Genomic DNA, 23,244 nt, shown 5'->3' on the forward strand with positions numbered 1-23,244 from the left:
AATATAGCAAAAAACTATATAAACTCCTTTTAGATTATATTATCGGAATTATTGAGTCGAACTTAAGGTTTGAGATCATATAGTTTCAAAAATCTTTGAATTTAGCTTTAATTTGTAGGAGTTGGAATAAAAAAGTCATGCCTTATAAATAAGACATGACTCCCTTTCATAACCAACAATTGGAAGATTAAACTTTTACTGTTTCATCGGCTTTTTGCATAACTCGATTAATGGTTTTATAGGGAAGACCATATATTTTAATAAACCCTTCGGCAGCTGTATGATCAAATTGATCAGCTGCGGTATAAGTGGCAAGCTCCGGATCATATAATGAATACGGGGAAGTTCTCGCCGATATTGTTACATTTCCTTTATAGAGTTTTAGTTTAACCATTCCGGTAACATTTTCTTGGGTTTTATCAACAAACGCTTGAAGCGCTTCTCTCAGAGGAGTGTACCAGAGCCCATTATATATTAGGTTAGAATACTCGCGTGCCACTAATGATTTATAATGAGCAACCGATTTATCGAGAGTGAGTCTTTCCAATTCTACATGAGCAAAATGAATAATTGTAGCGGCAGGTGCTTCATAAACTTCTCTTGATTTTATTCCCACCAATCTGTTTTCAATCATATCTATTCTACCTACAGCATTTCTTGCGCCAATTGTATTGAGCTCATCAACTAACGAAACGCAGTCCGTCTCTTTTCCATTTAATGAAACCGGTATTCCTTTAACAAATTCAAGAGTCACTTCTTCAACTTTGTTGGGAGCTTCTTCGGGAGATACAGTTATTTGATAAGCATCAGCTGGTGGTTCCATCATAGGGTCTTCCAACACACCGCATTCAATAGCAATTCCCCAAATATTTTCATCAATTGAATAGGGATTTTCTTTTGTAACAGAAACCGGGATATTATGTTTTGCGGCATAATCAATTTCTTCTTCACGGCTTTTAAATTCCCACATTCGTAACGGTGCTAAGTTAATTAGATCTGGAGCCAGTGCCGCGGCGGTCACTTCAAATCGAACTTGGTCATTTCCTTTTCCGGTACAACCGTGAGCAATCATATTTGCTCCCTCTTTCTTCGCAACCTCAACGAGTGCCTTTGCTAATAGTGGTCTGCCAATAGAACATGCCATTGGATAGGCTTCTTCGTACATTGCGCCGGCTTTTAGTGCGGGGAAAACAAAATCCTCCAAAAATTCTTTTCTTAAATCTTGAATATAAACTTTAGAAGCTCCGCTTTTTAGTGCTTTCGATTCAAGCCCAATTAAATCTTTTTTCTGTCCTAAGTTTCCTGTAATTGTAATTATTTCAGCATCGTAATTATTTTTTAACCAATGAACCATGATAGATGTATCAAGTCCGCCGGAATACGCTACTACAATTTTGTTTTTAGCCATTACTTCATTCCTAATATTGTTTTTAATTCTTCGATTGCTTTGTTAATTTTTTTAATTGAGTGAGGGATTGCAATTATCGTATCATCGCCAGCAATCGTACCCATAATTGCACTGTTATTTTGTTTATCAAGGTAGAGGGCTACACCTTGTGCTCTTCCAGGAAAAGTTTTAATAACAATTAATGTTTCATTTGAAGAGATTGATAAAACCTCATCGGCAATATGAAATTTTAATGTGGCTTCATTTCCTACAGCGCTTATTCTATAAATATGACCACTTGGCGAAGGAACTCTGGCGATCCCCAATTCTGTTAAATCACGCGACAATGTAGCTTGCGTAACCTCCACTCCCTTCTGCTCTAATAATTTTTGAAGCTCAGCTTGATTTGAAATTTCCAATGATGAAATCAAGTTTTTAATTAGCCCATGCCGTTTTTGAATTTCTTCCAATTTCTTGCTCATAATTCCTCTTGTTTATTTTTATTCGGATACTATTTCTGTACCTATTCCCTCTTGAGTAAATATTTCGAGTAGTAATGCATGGGGGACACGTCCATCAATTATATGAATCTTTTGTACTCCGGAATCTAAGGCTGCGAGAGCCGATTCAACTTTTGGAATCATACCACCACTAATGATGCCATTTGATATCATCTCTTGAGCTTCCGATTGAGTTAAATGTGAAATTAAATTTCCTTGATTATCCTTTACACCTTCAATATCTGTAACAAATACAAGCTTTGTCGCGTTTAGCGAAGCAGCGATTGGACCGGCGGCTATATCCGCATTAACATTATATATTGTTCCAAGGTCATCAACGCCAATGGGAGCAATTACCGGAAGGAATCCATCATTTAACAAATTTCTTATAAGTGTTGTATTTATATTTTTAACTTCGCCAACAAGTCCAAGTTCTTCATTAATTTGTTTAACTTGAACTGTGTTCGCGTCAATTCCACTTATGCCTACTGCCCGTCCGCCATGAATATTTATTCTTCTAACAATATCTTTATTTATTGAACCTGCCAGAACCATTTGAACAACGTCGCGCATATCCTCATCTGTATATCTCTGTCCATTTACAAATTTTGTATCTATACTTAATTTATCTGCGAGATTAGTAATTTCTTTGCCACCTCCATGAACTACAACTACTTCAATTCCAATTTTACGAAGAAGAGTTACATCTTGAGCAACCATTGCTTTTAAATTTTCTTCGGTCATAATTGCACCGCCATATTTAATCACAAAAGTTGTATGCTCAAACTGTTGAATAAATGGAAGCGCTTCTATTAACACATCTTCTTTTCTGTATGAAGGGGCTGTCATGATCTATAGCTCCCATTAATTTTAACATACTCTTCCGAGAAATCGCAAGTCCAAACGGTGGCGCTTCCGGTTCCTGCATTTATTTTTAGATCTAAAAAAATTTTATCTGACTTGAGGGTTGCATTAGCTTCAGGAATAGAGAGCATAACATTATAATTTTTATCGAGAATTTTTATTCCATTAATATAGATTTGGAAATCATCCGGATTGAAATTAATACCTGAATAACCTACTGCTGCGAGTATTCTTCCCCAATTAGCATCCTCCCCGTGAATAGCAGTTTTTACTAAAGGTGAGAGAGCAACTGTTCTGGCAGCCTTTTCTGCATCTGTTTCTGTTAATGCGCCTTCAACTGTAATTTCAACTAACTTTGTAGCGCCCTCTCCATCTTTTACAATATCAATAGATAATTTTTTTAGAAGCTCATAAAGATGGTTTTCAAAAATTTGATATTCATTGCTTCCTTCGCTTATTTCTACTTCGGAAGCTCCATTAGCTAATATTAGTACCATATCATTAGTGCTGGTGTCACCATCAACAACTATTCTGTTAAAAGTTTTATCGCATGTATTTTTTAAAAGGGTTTGAAGAACAGTATTTTCAATTGCGGCATCCGTAGTTAAAAATGCAAGCATTGTAGCCATATTAGGGTGAATCATTCCCGAACCTTTCGAAATTCCTCCAATGCTAACTTGCTTACCAAGTATTTCAAAAGTTGTAGAATAGGATTTTATAAAAGTATCGGTTGTTAAAATTGCTTCGGCGGCTGTTAAGTTATCATCATCGCTCAGAGTTTCATAAACTTGTGGTATTCCACTTATAATTTTATCCATCGGTAAATTTTCACCGATAACTCCAGTGGAAGATACAAAAACTTCTCTCGCAGAAACTCCTAGCACTCTTGCAGTTGCTTCACTCATTGTAATTGCATCATTATATCCTTGTAAACCTGTGCAAGCATTTGCATTTCCGCTGTTGCATAATATTGCGCGAAATTTTGGAGTTTTAGCCAAGTACTCCTTGCAAACAATCACAGGCGCTGCCTGCACCTTATTAAGTGTAAAAATTCCGGCTGCTGTTGCTGGAAAATCTGAAACAATTAGAGCTAAATCTTTTTTCATTTTTTTAATACCGCAATGAATACCTGCGGATTTAAATCCTTTTGGAGCGGTTATTCCCTTTTTTACTGAGGTTTCCATTATTGATTCAATTTCCATTTCATTATACCTTCATTTTGCATTAATCCGAACATAATGTTCATGTTTTGAACCGCTTGCCCGGCGGCACCTTTTATTAAATTATCAATGGCAGATATTAGTACTAAAGTATCGTCATCAAGAACCGACCAGCTTATATCGCAGAAATTCGTGTAATTGACATCTTTTAGTTCCGGTACATTTTGTTCTGATAATCTTATGAACATTTTATCCGAATAATATTTTGAATAAATATTCTTTATAGTTTGAAAATTATTACCCGAGTTTAATTTTGCATGAATAGTTGTGTATATTCCACGTGTTACAGGAAGCAGATGCGGAATAAATGAGAAGGAAGCTTTTTTCTTCCCAATATCATTTATGTATTTATCAATTTCAGGGATGTGCTGATGAGTGCCAACTTTATAAGCTCGAACACTTTCATTAACTTCACTGAAAAGCATGTTCGAGGAGAGTGATTTTCCCGCACCGCTAGTTCCGCTGTAAGACACTATACTGATTAATTCATCAGCAAGTATATTTTCCCTAATTAGTGGAAGTAACGGTAAAAGAACACTTGTCGGATAACACCCCGGGTTTGCCACTAACCGAGCACTCTCTATTAGTTTTGAATTCCATTCACTTAATCCATAAACGGCATATTTCAATAGTTCAGGAGCTGTGTGTTCATGCTTGTAATATTTTTTATAGATGGTTGTATCGTCAAGTCTAAAATCTCCACCAAGATCAATAACCTTAATTCCAGCATTGTAAATTTTTGCAATAATTTCCATCGATTGCCCGGACGGAAGAGCTACAAATACAATATCGAGTCCGGTAAGTTTTGATTCTTCAAATAATTCAATTTCATGTGAGATTATTCCACGCAGATTTGAGTGAACATTTTCAATTCTGCTACCAACAGTTGAATGCCCGAAGAGTTTTACAATTTCAGTTTCTGAATGATTTAGGAGAATTTTAATCAATTCAGACCCTGAATAACCTGCGGCTCCAACTATACCAACTTTAATCATTTTACGCATTTTCCAAAATTGAGGGAATAATTATACATTATTATGCATAAATATCCAAGAGAATAATTTTGTCTTATTTTATTATCTCATCTCAGTAATCCTATCAAAACTTATAAATTGTGTTATAAACCAAATTTTCATTTAATTTTGTGTAAAAATTACTGGAGTATTTGTGAGCAAGTTCAAATTTGTAATTAAGCGGAGCGGAGCGGTTGTTCCATTTAATACCGAAAGAATTTCTAATGTTATTTATAGAGCCGCCGTAGCTGTCGGCGGTAGAGATAAAGAAAGGGCTGAAGAACTGTCACATAAAGTAATTGATATGATGAATGAAAAATTTGATGATGGGTACAAACCTCACGTTGAAGAAATTCAGGATATCGTGGAAAAAGTATTAATAGAACAGGGACATGCCAAAGTTGCCAAAGAATTTATTTTATACAGAGAAGAAGCCGCAAGAAGAAGGGCCGAAGATTACCGCCACTTTTCTAAACCATCCGAGTATATCCCCTGGGGAAAAGTATGGCGCTCTCTCGATTGGGCTGTATCTCACGATCTTCATAAAACAGAACTCCTGAACGAGAGAATTAAAAAGGGGGAATTTGCACAAATCGTGCATGAATCCGAAACTGCTTATGAAGCTCAATTAGATTTGGGAGCGGAACTTATTAAAGAAAGAAGTAACGAACTAAAAATGGTGATGGTGAGCGGACCCTCATCTTCAGGAAAAACTACCACAACATTAAAACTGGAACAACGGCTTAAAAAAATGGGAATGAGCTTCGTTCCGCTTGTTGTTGACCACTACTTTTTTGATCTCGAACTCCACCCAAAAGATGAATTTGGTGATTATGATTTTGAAACTCCGCAAGCTCTCGATCTCGAAATGATTAATGATCACTTAAAAAAACTAGCCGCCGGCGAACTTGTTAAAATTCCTTATTATGATTTCAAAACCGGGAAAAGACACTTAGAACAATCACCTCTGCAAATAAAGGAAAATGAAGTATTGTTGATTGATAGTCTGCATGGCTTATATCCTGAATTCAGCAAAGAAATTCCGGCATCTCAAAAATTCAAATTATACCTTGAGCCGCTTCTTCAAATGAAACAACCACATGGCGAATATATTCGCTGGACAGATTTAAGATTAATCCGACGCATGCTTCGAGATTCTGTACATCGGGCATATAATCCGGAGCAAACCTTACTTCATTGGCACTATGTTCGTTCTTCAGAAAAAAGAACAATTCTTCCATATTGTAATAGCGCCGATTATATAGTAAATACATCGATGGCATACGAAATGCCAATATACAGACCTAAACTGTTAATTTATTTTGAAGAGTGGACTAAAAAGTATGAGGGGAATCCTCTAAGAGAAGATGCATTTATTAGGGCTAAACGTACTATGGAAATGCTAAAAGCAATTGAACCGGTTGAGGATGATTCTCCAATTCCTGGAGATTCTGTGCTGAGGGAATTTATTGGCGGAAGCACTTTGCATTATCATTGATAAAACAACATGAATAAACTGTTAAATATTTTCAAGAATAATAGAGAGTGGTCAAATTCTGTTAGAGCACAAGACCCACTATTTTTTGAAAAATTGATTGATCAGCAAAATCCCGAATATTTATGGATTGGCTGTTCGGACAGCCGGGTGCCCGCTAACCAGATTGTTAATTTACTTCCGGGTGAGTTGTTTGTTCACCGAAATGTTGCTAATGTTGTTGTTTACACAGATCTCAACTGCCTCTCTGTAATTCAATATGCAGTTGATGTATTAAACATTAAACATATAATTGTGTGTGGACACTACGGATGCGGCGGCGTTGAAGCTGCATTTAGAAATGAGAGACATGGATTGGTTGATAACTGGTTCATGCATATTCGTGATATTCAGGAAAAGCATAAAAATTTGATTAATAAGGGAGTAAATAAACAAAATCAGATAAATTTACTCTGTGAATTAAATGTGATTGAGCAGGCAATTAATGTTTGCCAAACAACAGTCGTTCAGGATGCTTGGGAAAGAGGAAAAACCCTTACGGTTCATGGGTGGATTTATGGATTACATGATGGACTCCTAAATGACCTAGGTATATGTGTTTCAGATAAAAGTGAAATAAATGACGCCCATTCTATTGCTGTGAGTTCTTCGTATGAAACTTTTTTAAATAGAGAGGAATGATTATGGACATATTTATGCAGGCTGCAATTGATGAAGCTGTAAATGGTTTGAATGAAGGAGGAATACCTATTGGTTCAGTAATTGTTTATAAGGGAGAAATAATTGGGCGCGGACATAATCGGCGTGTTCAGAGCGGAAGCGTTATCCTTCATGGCGAAATGGATGCATTTGAAAATGCGGGAAGACAACCAGCTTCTGTTTACAAAGAATGTATCCTTTATACTACTCTTTCCCCCTGCCCAATGTGTAGCGGTGCAATTTTACTTTACGGAATTCCAAAAGTAATAATCGGTGAAAATAAAACTTTTATGGGCGAGGAAGAACTTTTAAAATCACGTGGTGTTGAAGTAGAAGTTCTTCAAAATGAAAATTGCATTGAACTAATGACATACTTTATAAAAGATAACCCAGCCTTGTGGAATGAAGATATTGGAGTCTAGGAAAACTAAATAAGAGTTATTAATTGAAAATTAGCCAGAAGTCGCAGCTGGATATCTTGATCATACTTTCGTCTTCCAAACTTGATATAGAATACCGAATATTTACTTTATCAATAATTATTAATTAATACTTGAATTAGTGTTGAAATAATGAATTACAAATCAAAAGATTCACACTTTAAGTATAGGATGAATTACCCCAAAATTTTTGTAATTTGTATTTGGCTTATTAAAGAATAAGCCAGTAATAAAAATATCATCAATACATTCTCTGAAAGGAAATATAAGCACAACCCACCATCTTTTTGCTCGCAACAGTATTCTATCAAATAGATGATTTTCTCATTTGTGTTATAAAGAATATATGAAAAATTTCTTAGGTCACTCGTTTCACATTCCGGTTTTAGGCGTTGCCTATTCGGTGGATGCTCCAATAAAGGTAGCTAAATATGGGATTTCTTCAGTCATTTCAATTATTGATGATGGACTTATGGAACTCCTTCGAAAATATTATCTTGAATTAAACAATCAAGAATACATACAGATAAAAGCCAACGAGGAGGATTCGAGAGCCAGAAGAATTACAGCTTATCTAAATATGGTTGACAAAATAGTTGAATACAGTTTTGCTGATCTCAAAAACTCTCCCTTCGAAAAAGGAACCGAGATAAGTAAATATTTTGAAATGCTCCCCGAGTACTCAATACTTAAGAAAAAATATAATTTAATGCTGGCTACAAATAATTTATCCGAGAAGGATGAAGCCCAGCGTATGCTTCGACCTATGATAACACCTGGTTCTATTGATGTTAATATTATGACCAAGCTTGATAAAACTAATTATGATAAATCTAATAATGAATTGTCGGTGCAATATAACGACGCTCATTCTGCATTACGTGGCTATGCAAACAGTACACTCGACAGCTCAATAATATTTTCTGCGGGAATGAATCCTCGTCTTTATAGCTATCTCGAATCGTTGGAGGCATTTTATCCTGATGGAAATTCAAAATTTAAGAAACGGGTTGTGATTAAGGTGAGCGATTTCCGTTCGGCGCTAATTCAGGGAAAGTTTTTAGCAAAAAAAGGAATATGGGTATCGGAGTTTAGAGTTGAATCTGGTTTGAACTGCGGTGGACATGCTTTTGCGACTGATGGTTATCTACTAGGCCCTATTCTTGAGGAATTTAAAACCAGGAAAAACGAACTGTTTGAGAGTTTAAGAGAGATATATACTCAATCACTTCTCCGAAAAGAGATTTTAATCAATGATTTAATGTTGAATATTAAAATTACTGTGCAGGGAGGAGTTGGTAAAAAATCGGAACACGACTTTTTGCTGAGGCATTATGGAGTTGATTCTGTTGGCTGGGGAAGTCCTTTTCTTTTAGTTCCTGAAGTAATGAATATTGACGACTATACATTGCAGCTTATTTGTAACGCAAAGGAAGATGATTATTATTTAAGTAATGTATCACCGCTCGGAGTACCTTTTAATAATTTAAGGGGGAACAGCAAGGATAATGAAAAGCAAGCAAGAATTGATGAAGGAAAACCAGGCAGTCCCTGTCCTAAAAAGTTTTTAGTATCTAATAGGGATTATACTGATAAACCAATTTGTACAGCATCCTTAACTTATAATAAGAAGGTGGATAATTTAAAAGAAGATCCGGATGAAGCTGAGAGTTATCAAGGAATTTATGATAATGCTATTGAAAAAGCATGTTTATGTGAAGGATTAACTTCTACCGCTTTAATAGTAAAGAAGATAGAAATGGTAAAGCAAAGTTTGGCGGTATCTGTATGTCCCGGACCAAACCTCGCGTATTTCTCGAAAGTTGCAACATTGAAAGAAATGGTTGATCATATTTATGGGCGTGTTAATTTGATTACTCATTCTAACCGTCCAAATTTATTTATTAAAGAACTTTCGCTTTATATAAATTATCTAGAAAATAAGATTGACGAAAAGGTTAGAAACGTTACTGCTCATAAGGATGAGTTTATTTTAACATTCCACAAAAACCTTGCGGAAGGAATTAAGTATTATCAAAATTTAATTCCCGAGATAATTGAGGAGAGCGATAAAGTTCGCAAATCTATTAGAGAAGAATTGGATTTACTTGAACAAAAATTACACTCCTTTTCTTTTGTCTCGGCGTGATAATAATTTCATATCTCAAGAAAAGAATTTGAATATAGAAATTCATTCTGACGATTTTCTCACAAAGATTATATTATTATGTTTTTCATTACTAAATTGCATTAATTCTTATAAGAAAAAGATGGCTGAACAATGAAAAACAAAAAGCTTTTCAATGTTTTACTACTCGTATTAATCAATTTCGCACTACAAGCATGCATGCCGGGGTCAGGTAACTCTAGCGAAAATAATCCGGCTGGTTTTTTTACTGGTGTATGGCATGGGTGGATTGCTCCAATTTCATTAATTGTTGGTTTCTTTGAAAGTGAAGTTCGTATTTACGAAATTTATAACACCGGATGGTGGTACGATTTAGGTTTTTATGCTTCCATTATCAGCGGTTTCGGCGGACTCTCTCTCTTTAGAAAGAAAAAAGAAGAGTGAAATAAAGCTAGAAGTGAAGCACCAACAGATAAAATCAAAGTTGATTTTGTACCTGTTTTTTATTCAGTATATAATCTCGGAACTCTCGTATTTATGTTGGTAAGGATTTCATAAGGAATTGTATTTGCCCAATCAGCTAATTCCTCAACTGAAATTAGATTGTTTCCATCTTTACCTATTAGTATTACTTCGTCATTATTATACGCAGTCCCACTCTCAATATTAACGACTATTTGATCCATCGATATTGAACCAACTACAGGATATTTTACCCCACGAAGCAATACCTTTGCCTTGTGACTCATGCTTCTAAAATATCCATCCCCGTATCCAACCGGAATTGTAACTGCCCTAACATTATGATCGGTCTGCCACGTAGATCCATACCCAACCGGATGATTTGGTTTAATAACTTTAAAATAAACCACGTGTGATTTCCAAGTTAATGCCGGAATTACCCCCAAAATATTATTCACCTCGTTAGATGGCATAACACCATAAAGCATAATACCTGGGCGTACCAAATCCAGGTTTGCTTCTGAAAGCTGAACAATTCCTCCTGAATTCGAAATATGTTTTATTGGGGCAGGAAGAGATATTTTATCATAGTATGATAATACCTCATCGAATCTTTCAAGTTGAAGTTTGGAATATGACGCATCTGCTTTATCAGCATTAGCGAAATGAGAATAGATACCTTCAACAATTACATTTCTATATTTTAAACTCGCTTCAATAAATTTTTCTGCGCTATAATAATGAACACCAAGCCGCTCCATTCCAGTATCAATCTTTAAATGTACTTTTGCCTTAATATTTATAATACCCGCCGCTTCATCAATCTGTTTTAATTTGTCAATTGAGGATGCGGTTATTGAAAGATCGTGTTTAAGAAATAAAGGTATTTGATTACCAAGTATTCCGCCAAGAACTAATATTGGGATAGTAATCCCGCGTTGGCGTAAAAGGATTCCTTCTTCAAGGACTGCAACTCCAAGACTTGCGGCATTTAATTCCTGCATTAGTTGAGCAACTCTAACCAAACCGTGTCCATATGCATTTGCCTTTAAAATTGGCATAACCTTGGCAGGTGCGACGAATGAGCTTATTTTATTAAAATTCTCTTTTAAAGTTGTAAGGTTAATGACCAAATGTGTTGGGCGGATAATTTCATCAATACTTATTGTTGGCTGGTTCGATAATTCATTCATTTTAATATTTATTAATTATTTAAAGTTAACTTTTTACAAAACAATATTGCTTATATCTGCAAGTATTTCCTTTGTTTTTTTGTATCGTTTCTCCTGATCTTTTTCAATACACTTCATGATGATTGCCTCCAAGGATTTAGTAACCGCAGGATTTAATTTTGACGGTAATTCAGGTTGAGTATTAAAAATAGAATGAATAAGCGCTATTTCATTTTCACCGGTAAAAGGTAGCTTATTTGCAACAAGCTGATAAAGAATAACACCAAACGAAAAAATATCTACACGTTGATCAACTTGAAGATTAGTGACTTGCTCAGGCGCAACATATCCAAGAGTTCCAATTACTGTTCCGAGCGACGTCATTGTTGTTACCAGCGGTGATTTCGATAATCCAAAGTCCATAATTTTTAATTGATTATTCTTGTCGAACATAATATTCGAGGATTTCAAATCTCTATGAATTATATCATTAGAATGAATCGCATCCAGCCCCGAGCAAATTTGTTGAGCAAAATTAATTGCATCCTCAATTTTTACTGGATAATTGTTTTCGATAAAGTCTTGTAATGTTCCGCCACCTAAATATTCCATGGCAATAAATGAATGTTCCTTCGATTCACCATATTCATATATTTTCACAATGTGGGGATGCTCTAAAGATGAGAGCAGTCTTCCCTCTGCCGCTAATCTCTTACGGTTTTCTTCATCTTTTAGGAGATGAGAGTTTAGAATTTTTACTGCAACAATATTATTTGTCTGTGTATCTATTGCTTTAAATACTTTCCCCATTCCCCCAACACCCAGAGTTTCCAATAATTTATAGTGCGATATAAATTTACTTTCTCGTTCTTCAATAAATTTGGACATCACAAAAATAAATCCCATGCCCAACAAACTAATAGGTATAAAAGTAAATGCTAGAGAAGTTAGTAATTCTCTCTCTACATTAAGATGAACCAGAATAAGATAGATCGTTACATAACAGAATACAAAATACCAGCTTACTACAATATTTTTTGCTTTGGTCTTTCTGCCATAGAAAATCATAAAACTCATAATAAGTAAGGAAATAAAAAACTTTACGGTTTCAATTCTCCATTCAACAAGAATAATGGTACGCATCAACGATTTTCTTAATAAAACAAAATGGTGGGCAAAAAAACTTGATTCGACTACGTTGTATTTTTTATTCTTCTCAACTTCATCAATTCGTTTAATAATGCCGGAAGGAAAAATAATTTTCAATTTATAATTTAGTTGTGGATTAATACCAAAATGAGTCTCAAATAAATTTTGCTGTGAAATTGCACTTGAACCAATTCCAAATTCTTGCAGTGATGAATAAGCCGTTTTACCATTAGTATAAAATGCCTCTAAAATAATTTTAGTACCAATTGCCGTTCGATTGCTAACATCACTATTAAGTTCTACTTTTATGTAGTTATTATTGTAAGAATTATTGCGATATAAAACCGCTCTATCCCCCGAACCTAGCGCTGATCTCGAACTTCCGATATACAAATCAAGATCCCCATCCTTATCAATATCTGCAAACGAGGGGGAACCCACAAACCCAATTCCAACCTGCTCACTCACTTCCATAAATTTTAATTGCGGTGAATTTAAGTAAAGTTTGCTTCCAACAAATATATCTCGCCATCCGTCATTGTTTACGTCAGCTACATTAATAATACCATTTGTAGGTTCTGGATGAAATTGTACTTCCGATAAATCTGCCGCCTCCGTTACATCATAAAATGAAGCATCTCCATTGTTTAACAAAAGCTGGAGCCTTTTTTCATTATTAAATACAATCAAATCGGAATGACCATCGTTATTGATATCATTTGCCACCACACTGTAAGTACTCAATGAAGTGTTAGAGAAAAAAGCTGCATCACGCTTTTCTTCGAATTTAAAATCACCTTTATTGAGGTATAGAAATAGATGCTGTCCTTCTAACGAGGCTTTATAACTTATTAAAATATCAACCAGTCCATCATTATTTAAATCGCTAAATGTTGCGCTATACGATCTATGATTGATTAATTTTTTAATACCGCTCGAATTAAATACATTTGTAAATCTTCCGGCTCCATTATTCTTTAGAATAATATCTTCATAATTATAATTGGCGATATAAACATCGAGATTCCCATCATTATTAAAATCAATCAAGGATCCCGATGCGATTGTATTTTCTGTTGAGATATTTTTTAGCGGAAGTTTGCTGCTCGTTGTATTATCACTAAATCCAAAACCACTCTCACCAAACTTGACACTGTAATTGATATCGTCCAGCACCTCAATAAAATCATTATAACCATCATTATTTATATCGCCAGTCATTGCAATTGGATATTTATAACCATTTTCTTTTGAAGCAGTCTCTCTATCAATTTCCGAGAATTGGTTACCCGATTTATTTTGGTATAGAATATTTGGACCATCTTCCGACAAAACAAATAGTTCGGGAAGATCATCATTATCATAATCCAAAAATGTAGCTGCTCTTCCCTCTTTTCTTATTGAGGCTTGCGCTGTTATTTCAGAAAATGAAAATTTTAAGTTTTGGGAATTAGTATATATTCCATTATCCCCAATTACCCATATTCTAAATGCACCGCCAGCTTCTTTAACAACATCAAGATCAACAAATATATCATCGATGGTATTTATTGAATTATCCTGCTTCCAATTTTCACCATCATACTTTAAAAGAGTTGACCGATTACCGCAAATCCATGCATTCATTTTATCATAAGCAACAACAGAATTTAGAGCAACCCTTACTCCCGATTCAATCTGCTTCCACTCGCCATTTTTATATTGAAGAATTGTTCCCTGTTCACCAACTATCCATCCATTGTTTTCATCAATCATCGCGATACTAAATAAGTCGCGACTAACATTAGATTCAACTAAATTCCACTGCCCTTTCATGAATTTTAGAATTATTCCCTTTTTCCCCACTGCCCAGCCAGAAGTATCTGAAAGCATTTGAACATCGTGCAAATCTCCCATCAAATAGCTAGAACCACTATCATTTTTTACTGGACTCTGGAATTCATTCCAAGATGATCCGTCATAATAAATGATGTTACCCCGCTGCCCAACTAAAAATGCTTTTCCTGTTTGAGTTGTTGAAATTCCAAGCCACATCGCCCAATCAATATTATCCCACATTACTTTTGGAAGGGGCATCTCTTTAATTAAATTTTCTTTAAATGATTTTAAATGTGGTTTATATGATTCGTAATGAGTGCCATGATGAATAAACCAAATTGATCCGTCAATTCTTTTTTCTATTAATGGAAAATCAGAGTAATCATATTCGGCAAAGGAATTCCATTTCCCATCTTTAAAGATCATTGCCTTTCCCTTAATATTAAAGCCCTTACCCCGCGAAATAGCGTAACCATAATCTTCATTGATCATTATAATTTTTGCACCAAGGTCAACCTTTGCCTGGCGGAACCAGATTTTGGAGTTGGTGTTATTAACCACCGATCGAGTTTCTTCTTTTTGAATTTCACAGCCTGCAAGAAGAAGTAAGATTAATAATGAAAATATTTTATGACTAGGAAGATTCATCATGGTTTAATTTTGTCATCAATTTTATTCTTGATTCCATACCGGCATTTCCTTGCAGCCCCCCGGTATGAAGTGCAACGATATTTGATCCCTTATTAAAGTAACCCTTTTTTAATAGATCTTGAATTCCAAACATCATCTTGCCGGTGTAAACATAATCGAGTTGAATTGAGTTTAACTTCTCAAATTCTTCGATAAACATTATCAAATCATTATTAATTTTGGCATATCCTCCAAAATGATAACCACACTTGATTTCCCAATTCCCGAAATCTTGTTTTTCACAATTTGATAAATTTTGCTTTGTCTGTTCAATCAAAAAGTCTCCACCTTTTAAAGCGGAGAAGCCGACTATTCTTTTATCATTTGATGATCCGGCTATCACTCCAGAAATTGTTCCGGAGGTTCCGCACGCGGTACATATGTAATTGTAATCAATGTCGATTAATGCTGGAATTTCTGAACACCCTTTTACTGCGAGACAATTTGTTCCCCCTTCCGGAATGATATAAACTTTACCAAACTGTTCAACTAATTTTTCTTGAAAAGTATTTGTGTGCTTTAATCTATAATTGCTTCTATTTATATAAACCAATTTCATTCCGCAGCTCGCGGCAAATTGTAATGTTGGATTTAATGGAAGGTGTTCCTCACCGCGAATGATCCCAATTGTATCAAATCCAAATTCTTTCCCGGCCGCCGCAGTTGCGTATATATGATTTGAATAAGCGCCACCGAAAGTTAAAATAGTTTTTAATCCGAGTTTACGCGCTTCACTCAAATTGTATTTTAGTTTAAACCATTTGTTACCAGAGATAAATGGATGGATTAAATCGAGTCTTTTTATATAAACTTTATTAAGAGAAATTTCCCCAGGAAGTTTAACCTCCTGGAAAGGCAGTTTAGCTTCTTCGTTCAGATACTCTTCAAACATTATTCGTATTCAACTTCGGCAAGTTCCAAAATATATTTTGGAGTTCTAGGCTCACCGGCAAAAAACTCCCTATTTTCACCCCTTGTTAAAGCCCATCTGTCAATCCACGAAATTCCGGCGCCGCCGGTAAATTCATCTTCCGATTTATACGCTTCGTCTTTCAAGGATTCTTCCAATGTTATAAAACGATAACCCTCATCTCGAATCATTTTACATAGCTCATTAAAATAGTCGGCGTTTAATGTATTGGAATGAATTAACAATATGTGTGAAATATTTCTTGAGAAAAGTTTTTGCGATTGCGATTCATAAAAACGGATTTTATCACGCAGATAAATAAGATATTCTTGGGCCACTTTTTTAGCTTCGGATATTTTGCCATTTTCTACTGCGTTCCAGTAAGCGGCGGCAAACACCCATTCGGAATTATCAATAGTTACCGGGGCAATTTCGTAATTATGGTCACGCAAAAAGTTTGTAATTGAATCACGCTTACCAATTGTTCTTCCTGTTTGAAGAAACGGATGACGGAAAAATCTCATTCTTGTGTTTTTTTCTTCAAGAAGTTTATTCGTAATTAGTTCTCCTTTAAGAACATCCTTTGTGTATTCCTCAAATGAAATTTGATTTGCGCTTCTATGTGAATATGTATGATTCCCTAATTCTATTTCCGCATCTATCCATTTTTTTAGAATTGTGATTCGTTCATTATCAATTATCCCGTTAACCACCAATTTACCCTCATTAACGAATGCCGTTGCGGGTATTTTTTCTTCCTTAATTTTGTTAATAAGTTTGGTAACAATTTTATCCATTTCTTCATTGGAAACACGGTTTGAAAAATTGAAGGGCAGATCGTCAATTGTAACCGACATCTGTTTGTTAATTGTCTGCGCGTAAATCGATACCGACAAAACAAGAATGGATAATAATATTTTCTTCACTCCTTAATCCTTTCTCTATTTGGATTGATATTTTATTTTGCCATCTATTATTGTGTAAAGAACTTTTGTATTTAATATTTCTTCATCGCTGCAATTGAGCAAATCATTTGAAAGTACAGTCAAATCAGCGAGCATTCCGGGTTCAATTTTCCCCTTAATATTTTCCTCGAACGACGCGTAAGCTCCATTTGTTGTATAGGATTTCAGCGCTTCCATTCTGGTCATTTTTTGGTCGGGATAGAATACTGATCCATCAGCCGATTTACGAGTAACTGCTGAATAAAAACATTTAATTGGGTCCACATCTTCCACAGGGGCGTCGGTGCCATTGCAAATTACAGCACCCGATTCGATTAATTTTTTCCAAACATATGCGCCCTCTTTTGCTCTTGTGTCTCCTAATCTTTCATCCACGAATGAAGCATCTGAAGTACAGTGCACAGCCTGCATTGCCGCAATTACTCCATGTTTTGCAAACCTATCAATATCCTCATTTGAAATATGCTGGGCATGCTCAATGCACCATCGAAAATCTTTTATATCTTTATTCTGATTAAAAACTTGCTCATAAATATCAAGAACCTCTCTGTTTGCTCTATCACCAATTGCGTGAATTCTCATCTGGAAACCATTTGCTGCTGCGACTTCGCTAATCTTTTTTAATGTTTCTACAGGAGTTACATTTGAGCCAATATGATTTTTAAGATCCGAATATGGCTCTAACAGCCAAGCACCGCGAGAACCTAGAGCGCCGTCACTATACTGTTTTATTGAACGAACTGTTAAAAAATTATCTCCATAACCAATCAATTTATAATTGGTAAGTTTTGCCTCTATATTTTCAATAGTTTCACCAATCATTACATTTAAGCGGATCGGTAATTTTTTTTCATCGGCAAACTTTTTAAGAATATCGATTACCTCAAAAGTTTCTCCCGCGTCATGAAATGATGTAATTCCCTTTTTTAAACAATCTTCAGAAGCCAATTGAACCTGCATATAATAATCTGCTAATTTTTCTTCATCTGTTCTTTTATTTAGGTAATTGTTATATGCTTTAGTTACAAGCAGTTCGGCATTTTCTTCAAATACACCAATTGGGTTTCCATTATTATCTTTAATAATAGTTCCCCCCTCTGGATTTTTTGTTGCTCTTGTAACTCCGGCCATTTCCATAGCTAATAAGTTTGCGAAAGTCGCGTGTCCGCTTGCGTGCGAAAGTAGCACTGGATTATTCGGAGAAATCTTACTCAGCATATCATGAATGGGATATCCATGAACATTTGGTTTAGGTGCCGAGCTAAATTTTTCTTGATGCCATCCACGACCAATAATCCACTCATTCGGCTTGGATTTAGCAACCGCTTCCTCAACAATTTTTACTATGCTTTCCCAATTGGCCGCATTTCGTAAATCAAGAATTCTTAAAGATTCTCCCAATCCTAAAAAATGAGCATGACTTTCAATAAATCCGGGAATAACCGTTTTACCCTTTAAATCAATTTTAACAGTTGAACCGCCTATATAATTCTTCGCTTCATCATTACTGCCAATCCAAATAATTTTATTTTCTTTTATAGCTACTGATTCCGCAATAGGGTATTTCTCCGAAACAGTTACGATATTTCCATTAGTAAGGATTAAATCGGCTTCCAAAATGGGTTTGTTATTTTGCATACATCCCACCATAATTATTGATAGTAATGATAAAGCTATTTTCGAAAATATTTTGGTATTCATGACTTTCCTCTAATATCTTATTTCAATTGCCGCTTCAAAAATATAATCGTATGGTTTTAAAGAGTTGCTTTTTTTGATGAAATCGTAATCAATAATAATTTTTGATCCTTGAAGAAAATTATATGCGGCGCCAACTATTGTCCGCTTTGAAATGACTTCCCGTGATGATATTTCTGAATTAAAATAATCATATCGTGCAAATAAACTAAAAGGAAGATTAGGGATATTAAAATTGCCGAACAATGAATAACCACTATTTATAGGTGCTATTCCATCTGTATCAATATTTCTACCATCCTCGAAACCTCTTCCCTTGTATATGCTTGCCGTAGTTGTTAATAATTTTGTTTCGAATGAAGTAAATAGAGAATGAAGATTATGATTTGGTGATGATTCAATGTTTCCTTTTCCGAGGGCACCAATGTACGTAAGTTGAAATCCAGTTAGTAATTCAGGAAGAGGTCTTATTGATAATCTTCCTTCAAGCAATTTATTTTCATTTTTTTCAATTGCGTGATATCCTCCTCCGTTATAAATACCAAAGGATAAACTTCCATATTTACCCGGGAAATTTTTGTTAACCTCTTTTTTGTACTCATCATCAAGTTCGCCCCCAAATAATGATTGAAAAGTAATCCCATAATCAGCAGAACTTAATATTCCATAACGTTCTAAAAACATTGAACCCTGAACCCGATATGGATTTATCGATTGTTCAAAATCGATCCAAGGACGGCTAACAAGCCCAAAATCGATTTGCGGAGAAGTCAGCAATCCAATATTCTCAAATTCATACTTGAGAAAACCATATTTCAATCTTATTTCTATATCTCCCTCCCCATCCCCTTCGCGATCAACAGAAACATCTTGAGTAAATCTTGCTGATAAATTTTTATTAAAGGTTTTTTTAAATGTGATATATCCCCGTTTCAAAAGAAATTCATTATCGGTTACACCTCCTTTTCTTCCGCTCTGATAACCCAAATACCACTGCCCCGATATTGATATTCCATTCATAAGTTTTTGTATAGTTTCAGTTAGCGAATTTGTTTCTTCCTGACTATAAATCTTACTGCTAGTCAGAGTAAAACATAACATTGTAATAAACAAAATTAACGTTCCTTTTTTGTACATCTCTTCTCTCTAATTCATTTGTAGTATTTTATTTTCTGTTAACTAATATAACACCGCTAATAATTATTAATCCGCTTATAAGTGTAATAAGAGTAATTTCTTCCGAAAGTAATATCCATGCAGAAAAGAAAGTAATAAATGGCTGGATATACAAAAATGCTCCAACCTTATATGCCTCCATTTCGGCCAATGATTGAGCCCACAATACATATGCGATTCCCGAGCAGAATATTCCAAGAAATAATATTGCAACCCAGTAATCAGTCGCCAGGTTTGCAACCGCATCAAAATTTTGAGAGTTGATCGTGAAAGGCGAAATAATGATAGCCATAAATAAAAACTGAAAAAGTATTGTCATTATAGGGGGATAATTAACTGTAATTTTTTTACCAACAATAGAATATACCGCCCAGGTGAGAGTACTTCCCAGAACAAGGAAATCCCCTTTATTCGAAATAAAACTTATACTTTCTATATGACCTTTGCTAACAAGCAAAACTAATCCTCCGAACGCAATGAGAATTCCGATAAATTGCTGCGTCAGCAATTTTTCTTTTAACCATAAGAATCCAATTAACACTATAAAAACCGGACTGAATCCAATTATCCACCCTGTATTTGCCGCCGATGTAAAGTTTAAGCCTTCGACTTGAATCCACAAATGCAGTGTTGCTATTAAGGCCAACACAAAAATTCCTCCATGATCACGAAGATTTAAAGAAAAATTGCGTTTTGTATAGATAGCGACGACACTCAAAAAGAAGACAGCGATAATCATTCTCAGAAATATTATTGTAAGAGGATTTAAAAACTCAAGCGCATACTTTGTGGCAATAAATGAGTTTCCCCAAAAAAATATTGTAGCTAATGGTTTCCAGAATGATTTCAGCGTATTCAATATTTGAGATGCGGGATGTTTAATCATTGGATATAATAATTCTTATTTGCTATTCTAATAATCTGTTCAAGCTCTTTTAACTGACGCGATTCATCGTAAAGAACATTTTCTAAAAATAAGCCTGATGGAGGAGCAGTATATTGAGCTGGGGTGGGAGAATTATGTTCGAGAAAATATGTGATGTCACTCTCTTTCATATTCCCTCTTCCAATTTCTACAAGTACACCAACCATTCTTCGAACCATCTTCCATAAAAAATGGGAACCTGAAATTCTAATTAGTATTAAGTCTCCCTCTTTTTTAATCTCAACATTTTTCAAAAGAACTTTTGTGGATTTTTCATCACCATCTTTATCGGCAAACGAAATAAAATCATGCATTCCAACAAATAGTTGTGCGGCTTTCGACATTCTGCTGACATTTAACTCATCTTTTATCCACCAGACGAATGGTTTTCCGAATGCAGTTCTTCTACATGAAATTTGGTAGATATAACTTCTGAGATTCGCGTCATGCCTCGCATGAAATTTTGGATGGGCTTTTTCAACTTCAACAATATTGATATCGGCGGGCAGTTCATCATTTAATTTTAGGCGTATAATTTCGGGCGCCAGCATTGTTTTAATTTCAAAGTGAGCAACCTGACACAATGCGTGAACACCCGCATCTGTTCTTCCGCTTCCATAAATTTCAAAGTCGCGTGTTTTAAAAACCTTTTCTGCAGCTTCTATTAATTTACCCTGAACAGTTTTTCCACTCTTCTGCATTTGCCAACCACTGTAGCGAGTTCCTTCATATTCGATGTAAAGTTTAAATTTTGACATATAATCCTATTTCAATTAAATTCAATTTATATTTCATCTGTTATTTTTATGAAATTCATTGCACGAAAATATCAATGAATATTTTAATAAACAGAAAATTGTAAGTAGGAAGGTAATTTTTTATGAAAACCAACAACCAAATAGATTCTTATATCTCGAAATCAGCAGATTTTGCCAGACCAATTTTAGAGCACTTGAGGGATTTAGTTCATAATGCTTGTCCAGATGTTGAAGAAAAAATTAAATGGGGAATGCCACATTTTGATTACAAGGGATCACTATGCCATATGGCTGGATTTAAACAGCATTGTGCTTTTGGATTTTGGAAAGCTTCCCTAATGAAGGATCCCCTCCTCATATTAAATGCAAAATCTGAAACGGCGATGGGACATCTTGGAAAAATTAAATCAATTAAAGATTTACCTTCAGATAAAAAACTGATTTCATACATTAAAGAAGCGGTAAAATTGAATGATGAAGGGATAAAACTGCCGTCAAAAGCTACTTCTAATGGTAAACGAGAAATTGAAACACCCGATTACTTTGAAAAATTATTGAAAAAGAATAGAAAAGCCTTTTCAATATTTAATGATTTCAGCTACTCAAATAAAAAGGAGTATATTGAATGGATAGTCGAAGCAAAAACAGATGAAACCAAGAACAAAAGAATGAAAACAGCGATTGAGTGGATTTCTGAAGGTAAACCGAGAAATTGGAAATACATGAAAAAATAAAGTGGAGAATTTTATGAAAGTACTATTTATTGGTGGTACCGGAGTTATTAGCACTGAAGTTTCGAAGTTGTGCATTAAACAAGGTTTTGATCTCTATCTGCTAAATAGAGGAAAATCTATTAGATCATTACCCGATGGCGCAAAACATATAAATATTGATTACCGGAATTTAGACGCGATGCAAAATTTTCTCGCCAATGAAAAGTTTGATACGGTTGTTGATTGGATTGCATTTACTGAAGATCAAATTAAGTATGCCCATAATTTATTTAGGGGAAAAACCGATCAATTTATTTTTATAAGCTCCGCATCAGCTTATCAAAAACCTCTGCCCGTAGGACCAATTACCGAAAGCACTCCGCTAGAAAATCCTTTCTGGGAATATTCGCGCAACAAAATAAAATGTGAAAATTATTTAATGCAGGTTTATAAAGATGAGGGATTTCCGGTAACAATTTGCAGACCTTCACATACGTACGACCATACCAAAATTCCATTCAACGGCGATTATTCATTTCTAGACAGAATTATCAAAGGAAAAGAAATCATTATCCATAATGATGGTAATTCCAAGTGGACATTAACTAATTCGAAAGATTTTGCAAAGGGATTTATTGGTTTAATCGGTAACCCTAAAACACTTGGAGAAGCTTATCATATTACTTCAGACGAAACATTAACATGGAATGAGATTGCCGAGACAATTGCTAATAATCTGGGCGCTAAATTAAGTGTCGTTCACATTCCGGGGGAGTTTATCAAAAAAATGAATGACGATTGGGGTGATGGAATTTTAGGTGATAAGGCATATAATGGCGTTTTTGACAATTCCAAAATTAAAGCGCTCGTTCCCGGGTATAAAGCCGAGATTACTTTTAATGAAGGAATAAAAGAAGTGATTAAGTTTTATGAGGATCATCCAAATCTTAGAACAATAGATCATGATTATAATCAAAAGGTAGATGCATTTATAGAAAACTTTAAAGAGAGTCAGTCAAGGCGCCTTTAAATATTATTTCCTCTGCTTAATTTCACTTTAAA

20 protein-coding genes are annotated in these 23,244 nt (G+C 34.9%); 7 read left to right on the plus strand and 13 right to left on the minus strand.

The window, feature by feature from the left end:
- Nucleotides 1–187: 187 nt before the first annotated feature.
- Genes KF816_16180 through argC form a run of 5 tightly spaced genes read right to left on the minus strand, consistent with a single transcriptional unit; the run spans nucleotide 188 to nucleotide 4,975 of the window.
- Nucleotides 188–1,408, minus strand: coding sequence for an argininosuccinate synthase (locus KF816_16180; protein ID MBX3009561.1), 1,221 nt, complete (start codon nucleotides 1,406–1,408; stop codon nucleotides 188–190).
- Nucleotides 1,408–1,869, minus strand: coding sequence for an arginine repressor (gene argR / locus KF816_16185; protein MBX3009562.1), 462 nt, complete (start codon nucleotides 1,867–1,869; stop codon nucleotides 1,408–1,410). The genes KF816_16180 and argR overlap by 1 nt, the downstream gene beginning before the upstream one ends.
- 18 nt (nucleotides 1,870–1,887) lie before the next feature.
- Entirely contained in the window at nucleotides 1,888–2,736 is an 849-nt protein-coding gene (argB, locus tag KF816_16190) for an acetylglutamate kinase (protein ID MBX3009563.1), read from the minus strand.
- Nucleotides 2,733–3,953 (minus strand): bifunctional glutamate N-acetyltransferase/amino-acid acetyltransferase ArgJ, encoded by a 1,221-nt coding sequence (gene argJ, locus KF816_16195; protein ID MBX3009564.1) that lies wholly within the window; start codon nucleotides 3,951–3,953, stop codon nucleotides 2,733–2,735. The genes argB and argJ overlap by 4 nt, the downstream gene beginning before the upstream one ends.
- Nucleotides 3,935–4,975, minus strand: coding sequence for an N-acetyl-gamma-glutamyl-phosphate reductase (gene argC, locus KF816_16200; protein MBX3009565.1), 1,041 nt, complete (start codon nucleotides 4,973–4,975; stop codon nucleotides 3,935–3,937). Before argC ends, argJ begins: the two co-directional genes overlap by 19 nt.
- A 163-nt stretch (nucleotides 4,976–5,138) precedes the next feature.
- On the opposite strand from argC, the gene KF816_16205 reads away from it, so the two are divergent.
- From KF816_16205 to KF816_16225, 5 genes are all read left to right on the plus strand, one after another.
- Nucleotides 5,139–6,482 (plus strand): response regulator SirA, encoded by a 1,344-nt coding sequence (locus tag KF816_16205; protein ID MBX3009566.1) that lies wholly within the window; start codon nucleotides 5,139–5,141, stop codon nucleotides 6,480–6,482.
- A gap of 9 nt (nucleotides 6,483–6,491) precedes the next feature.
- Nucleotides 6,492–7,160, plus strand: a complete 669-nt coding sequence (gene can / locus KF816_16210; GenBank protein MBX3009567.1) for a carbonate dehydratase — start codon at nucleotides 6,492–6,494, stop codon at nucleotides 7,158–7,160.
- A gap of 2 nt (nucleotides 7,161–7,162) precedes the next feature.
- A complete protein-coding gene (locus KF816_16215; GenBank protein MBX3009568.1) occupies nucleotides 7,163–7,600 on the plus strand; it encodes a nucleoside deaminase in 438 nt (145 codons plus the stop codon).
- A gap of 364 nt (nucleotides 7,601–7,964) precedes the next feature.
- Nucleotides 7,965–9,767: a hypothetical protein gene (locus tag KF816_16220; protein MBX3009569.1), complete on the plus strand. Its 1,803-nt coding sequence runs from the start codon at nucleotides 7,965–7,967 to the stop codon at nucleotides 9,765–9,767.
- Between the two features lie 132 nt (nucleotides 9,768–9,899).
- Entirely contained in the window at nucleotides 9,900–10,190 is a 291-nt protein-coding gene (locus KF816_16225; GenBank protein MBX3009570.1) for a hypothetical protein, read from the plus strand.
- Nucleotides 10,191–10,249: 59 nt separating this feature from the next.
- Here KF816_16225 and alr read toward each other — a convergent pair whose 3' ends face one another.
- Genes alr through truA form a run of 8 tightly spaced genes read right to left on the minus strand, consistent with a single transcriptional unit; the run spans nucleotide 10,250 to nucleotide 21,469 of the window.
- Nucleotides 10,250–11,401 (minus strand): alanine racemase, encoded by a 1,152-nt coding sequence (alr, locus tag KF816_16230; GenBank protein ID MBX3009571.1) that lies wholly within the window; start codon nucleotides 11,399–11,401, stop codon nucleotides 10,250–10,252.
- A gap of 33 nt (nucleotides 11,402–11,434) precedes the next feature.
- Nucleotides 11,435–14,998: a protein kinase gene (locus KF816_16235; protein ID MBX3009572.1), complete on the minus strand. Its 3,564-nt coding sequence runs from the start codon at nucleotides 14,996–14,998 to the stop codon at nucleotides 11,435–11,437.
- The gene (locus KF816_16240) at nucleotides 14,982–15,929 is read right to left on the minus strand and encodes a 1-aminocyclopropane-1-carboxylate deaminase/D-cysteine desulfhydrase (GenBank protein MBX3009573.1); all 948 of its coding nucleotides are present in this window, start codon (nucleotides 15,927–15,929) and stop codon (nucleotides 14,982–14,984) included. Before KF816_16240 ends, KF816_16235 begins: the two co-directional genes overlap by 17 nt.
- Entirely contained in the window at nucleotides 15,929–16,873 is a 945-nt protein-coding gene (locus KF816_16245; GenBank protein ID MBX3009574.1) for a polysaccharide deacetylase family protein, read from the minus strand. Before KF816_16245 ends, KF816_16240 begins: the two co-directional genes overlap by 1 nt.
- A 15-nt stretch (nucleotides 16,874–16,888) precedes the next feature.
- Nucleotides 16,889–18,613 (minus strand): amidohydrolase, encoded by a 1,725-nt coding sequence (locus KF816_16250; protein ID MBX3009575.1) that lies wholly within the window; start codon nucleotides 18,611–18,613, stop codon nucleotides 16,889–16,891.
- A 9-nt stretch (nucleotides 18,614–18,622) separates the two neighbouring features.
- A complete protein-coding gene (locus KF816_16255; GenBank protein MBX3009576.1) occupies nucleotides 18,623–19,747 on the minus strand; it encodes a hypothetical protein in 1,125 nt (374 codons plus the stop codon).
- Nucleotides 19,748–19,775: 28 nt separating this feature from the next.
- A complete protein-coding gene (locus KF816_16260) occupies nucleotides 19,776–20,636 on the minus strand; it encodes a DMT family transporter (protein ID MBX3009577.1) in 861 nt (286 codons plus the stop codon).
- A 32-nt stretch (nucleotides 20,637–20,668) separates the two neighbouring features.
- Complete coding sequence (truA, locus tag KF816_16265; protein MBX3009578.1) at nucleotides 20,669–21,469, minus strand: tRNA pseudouridine(38-40) synthase TruA; 801 nt, start codon at nucleotides 21,467–21,469, stop codon at nucleotides 20,669–20,671.
- A 122-nt stretch (nucleotides 21,470–21,591) separates the two neighbouring features.
- Here truA and KF816_16270 point away from each other — a divergent pair, with 122 nt between their 5' ends.
- Nucleotides 21,592–22,203, plus strand: a complete 612-nt coding sequence (locus KF816_16270; GenBank protein MBX3009579.1) for a DUF1801 domain-containing protein — start codon at nucleotides 21,592–21,594, stop codon at nucleotides 22,201–22,203.
- 13 nt (nucleotides 22,204–22,216) lie between these two features.
- Nucleotides 22,217–23,212 (plus strand): SDR family oxidoreductase, encoded by a 996-nt coding sequence (locus KF816_16275; GenBank protein MBX3009580.1) that lies wholly within the window; start codon nucleotides 22,217–22,219, stop codon nucleotides 23,210–23,212.
- Nucleotides 23,213–23,244 lie beyond the last annotated feature (32 nt).

This window comes from Melioribacteraceae bacterium (assembly GCA_019638015.1).
Lineage (GTDB): Bacteria > Bacteroidota > Ignavibacteria > Ignavibacteriales > Melioribacteraceae > JAHBUP01.